The following is a 3,593-nucleotide window of genomic DNA, read 5'->3' as shown; positions in this document are numbered from 1 at the left end:
GATGTAGATGGCCACGCTAGCGCCAGCTGTGAAGCCCACGCCAGTTATGTTTACGATCGACCCCGGTATTAGGCCGCCCAAAGCGCCGGACTTTACAGTCGTGACGTTGAGTATCAGCTTGGGCACTAAGGTGAACAGCACGTAGTCGTAGGTGTTTGCCTCGAAGCCTGGGACGAAGGCGTACACTGCGTAGTTAGTCGCGTAGGGGACGTAGGGCACTACGAGGACTGCCTGGAACTTACCGCCCACTCCGACCGACGCCAGTGTGCTAGCCAGGACCTGGTAGTTGCCTGGGGCCGGCGCAGTACCTGTGTAGTTGACGAACGACACGTTGACCATGTAGCCTAGAGGCGCTACGCCTGTGACTACGATGACGTCGCCGGGAGAGCCCTTGGATGGGGTAACCTGTAGCTGTAGGTTGCCTGTGACTCCGGCTACTGCCACTATTGGCGTTACGATAGAGGCGAGTATTAGGGCGAGTACGAGCGTATAGGTTACTCTACTCATTCCACCACCACACTCGGACTGTTAATTGATAAAGGGGGTTGGTTTTTAAGGGTGCGTACACAACCCTAAACCGATCATTAGATCCTGTGCACAGACCACGGATAGGGGTGCGCCCTCGAGGGGCCCAGGTTTACCGCTCGGCCTTGAACTCAACGACTATTATGCCTTTAGAGACCTCCTCTCTTAGTATCGAATAGCCGAGCCCTGCTAGCAGGCCCTCGATAAAGCTGGCGGTCATGTTCGTCTCGACCTCGCTCATGACCGTTGAGACGCACATAAGCTTGTAAGAGCCGCCCTGCTCGACTACCGAGACCTCGTTTAAGTCCCACCTGGTCTTCTCGAGAAAAGACCTCACGATGTCGAGCGACCCACTGTACTTGTTCCTAATGTACAGCCCGTAGGCCCTCCCCGCCTCGTAGAACACCCTCCGGACGTCGTCGCTGTCGCCCGTCTTCTCCAGTAGGGTCTCCACCACTTCGTGGGGGACGAACACTGCTCCGAGCTTCTTCTCTACCTCTACTACCTTGAGGAGGTTTATCAGCTCCTCCATGTTGTAGCCCATGTCGAAGGCCTCTACTACCTGCCTCAGTACCCGGTCTAGTAGCTTAGCAAGCGACTCGCCTCTAGCGTAGGCCAGCCTCGCTAGTCTCTCCAGCACGTCCTCCGAGACGTATATTAGCTTCTTCCTGCTCGCGTCAGGCATTGCTCGACCTACCCGCCACGATCACCGTCTTGCCCACTACCTCGCTTGAGTCCACTCTGTACCCGAGCCCCTCTAGGAAGCCCTCTACCATGGACCTGAACAGGTCTGCGTACTCCGGGCTAAACCGTGGGCTGGTGGCGAAAACCTCGACCCCGTTACCCAGCTCTCTGATCTCGAACTCGGGTATGTCCCAGAAGATCCAGGGCGCCAGGCTCTTGAACTGCGAGAGGGCCTTCTCGCCGTACTTCGCTTTAAAGGACTTGGCCATCCACAACCCCGCGTCCCTCCAAACCGCGCGCGCCTCCTGGCGGTTCCTGTAAGCCATTTTGACCATGGCCTGGAAGAGGTTCTCGAGCAGCAGCACGAAGCCCGACTCACGTATTTGCTTGAAGAACAAGAACTCGTTGACAACACTGGTTATCGAGTACCCCTCCTTCTCTGCCTTGATAGCCACCTCGAAAAGCTCGTTCACGTAGTCGTACAAGCTGTAGCCCCTTCTCCTGGCGATCTCCTTTACCGCGTCGATCAAGTCCTCGCGGGCCGCAAAAGTCTTCCTCCTAGCCGACACAAAAACCATCCTCAGGTATAGTTAAGTCGCCCCGAATTTAATAATGTGAGTGCGCGGAGGTCGAAGGCTGGAAACCGCAGTGTAGCGTGAAGATTTAATAGGTTCACCAACACTATTCATCAACCGATAAAGGGCCCGGACATAGAGCGTAAAGCGATGATGAGCTTGGGCCATTAAGCAGGGGAAATGGCCCGGGTAGCTCAGCCTGGTAGAGCGCCGGGCTGTGGACGGCCCCTGAAGGGGGCCGGCACAGACCCGGAGGTCCCGGGTTCAAATCCCGGCCCGGGCCCTTCGCCTAACCCATTTGTCCTTGACCTCACAGCCTAATGGGTGGGGGTGGACCGTTCTACTCTCCGAGACCTGTTTAAGGCGTGTTAAGGGGCGTCTCTGCCAGCACTGACCTGGAGGTTGGAGTAGCAGCTTAGAATTCAACGCCTCAGTCCCCGAGGTGGAGCCCTCTAGAGTCGCCCCGTTCCACTTAGCCTCTGGAATGCCGTCTCTAAAGTCTCGCGTGCTCCTCGGGCCTGCGCAACCTCGAGGAGCTCTCAGTGAACAGTGGGCGCCTGTTCTACGGGGGCGCTCCACCTAGCTCCTCGACTTCGAGTAAGCAATGAGCATGGAGGAGAGGGCCGCTACTGTGATGAAGTACCCCGCTCTCAGCGTGTCGGAGCCCACTAGGGGCTGAGCCGGTAGGAGGAGGATGCCGCCGAGGCTTGTGAAGAATATGACCTGCCCGAAGCCGTGAGTCCTGTTGTTCACCCCGCTCCTCTCCGCGACGTACGAGTACACTGACGTGTCTAGGAACGGATATATCGGGGCCAGCCAGAGTAGGACCGGCACGATACCGCTCGTCAGGGCGAACAGCCAGTAGGTAACCAGGTAGGAGGCGCCCGACGCTATGTAAACGTTTAACGGACCATACTTGTCGACCACACGGCCCGACACCAGCCTCGCGAAGGGGCTTATTAGGGAGCCTATGAAGCCGTAGAACAGCCCGTACAGGACGTACCTTGTCCCCTCGTCTACCTGTGGGAACAGCTCGTCTATACTCGTGCTAAGCTTTACAGCGCCCACCGCGAAGAACATCTCGCGGGCGAATACGATTAGAGTTAAAGACGTGAGGAAGGCTGTCAGCCCCCCGCTTCTCAGCCGCCACTCGACCCTACTGCTACGATTAGCCCTCTCCGCAGGGCTCAAGGCCCAGCCCGCCACGAACGTGGTGGCGAACAGGAGTGCTATTAGCAGGAACACGAGAAATGCCCCACCTATCTTGTACACGAGGCCAGATATTAGGGCTCCGACCCCGAAGCCTAGCCCTGTCGCGACTGTGAAGCTACTGTAGGTCTTACCGTACTCGCCTGTTACGTTCTGGAACACGGTGGAGATGACGCTTGGCCACGACAAAGCCCACAAGAGGCTGGAGAAGCTTATGACAGCCGAGAAAGCGTACGGCTCCTTAATGAAGATCGATGCGATGATCGGTAGTGAGGAGAGGCTCCCTATCAGAATGCTCTTTCGGCCGAGGCGCTGTTCTAGGAGGGCTGCAAAGAGCGAGGCCATGCTCATGCCCCACTCTAGACCTGCCAGCAACATGACAACCCCGCCTGCCGACAACTCGTCGACTAGATACCTCCGTGTAAACGAGTAGTAGACCCCCCATCCCAGGGTATTCACGAAGGCGACAGCCGCGTAGGTGCTCATCTTGTCCTTGAACATTGCTCCACCACGCTAGTCGAGAATACCTCGTTACGGCTTCTTTTAGCCTTCTTATTGTACCCGCCCGAGTTTAAAGCCGATTCAGCTGTAGACCTCGAC

The 3,593-nt window shown here is 57.1% G+C and carries 4 protein-coding genes and 1 tRNA gene; 1 reads left to right on the top strand and 4 read right to left on the bottom strand.

The window, feature by feature from the left end:
- The 3 genes from ACP5VX_RS06585 to ACP5VX_RS06575 all read right to left on the bottom strand — a co-directional run.
- Positions 1 to 507 (bottom strand): hypothetical protein (locus ACP5VX_RS06585; protein ID WP_428725088.1); only part of this gene is annotated, 507 nt, incomplete at its 3' end.
- A gap of 130 nt (positions 508 to 637) precedes the next feature.
- Positions 638 to 1,210 carry a hypothetical protein gene (locus ACP5VX_RS06580; RefSeq protein WP_428725087.1) on the bottom strand — a complete coding sequence of 191 codons (573 nt, stop codon included), beginning with the start codon at positions 1,208 to 1,210 and terminating at the stop codon, positions 638 to 640.
- A complete protein-coding gene (locus ACP5VX_RS06575; protein ID WP_428725086.1) occupies positions 1,203 to 1,787 on the bottom strand; it encodes a hypothetical protein in 585 nt (194 codons plus the stop codon). The genes ACP5VX_RS06580 and ACP5VX_RS06575 overlap by 8 nt, the downstream gene beginning before the upstream one ends.
- Positions 1,788 to 1,967: 180 nt before the next feature.
- Here ACP5VX_RS06575 and ACP5VX_RS06570 point away from each other — a divergent pair.
- Positions 1,968 to 2,067 (top strand) — tRNA-His (locus tag ACP5VX_RS06570).
- A gap of 296 nt (positions 2,068 to 2,363) precedes the next feature.
- On the opposite strand, the gene ACP5VX_RS06565 is transcribed toward ACP5VX_RS06570, so the two are convergent.
- Entirely contained in the window at positions 2,364 to 3,494 is a 1,131-nt protein-coding gene (locus tag ACP5VX_RS06565) for an MFS transporter (RefSeq protein WP_428725085.1), read from the bottom strand.
- Positions 3,495 to 3,593 lie beyond the last annotated feature (99 nt).

It is taken from the genome of Thermogladius sp. (assembly GCF_049970955.1).
In the GTDB taxonomy this organism is placed as follows: domain Archaea; phylum Thermoproteota; class Thermoprotei_A; order Sulfolobales; family Desulfurococcaceae; genus Thermogladius.
Note: the sequence above shows the minus strand (reverse complement) of the source record. Positions and strands in the feature narration are given on the sequence as shown.

Coding starts and splice junctions, on each gene's coding strand:
- ACP5VX_RS06580 (WP_428725087.1), bottom strand. CDS start 1,210: ATGCCTGACGCGAGCAGGAAGAAGCTAATATACGTCTCGGAGGACGTG.
- ACP5VX_RS06575 (WP_428725086.1), bottom strand. CDS start 1,787: ATGGTTTTTGTGTCGGCTAGGAGGAAGACTTTTGCGGCCCGCGAGGAC.
- ACP5VX_RS06565 (WP_428725085.1), bottom strand. CDS start 3,494: ATGTTCAAGGACAAGATGAGCACCTACGCGGCTGTCGCCTTCGTGAAT.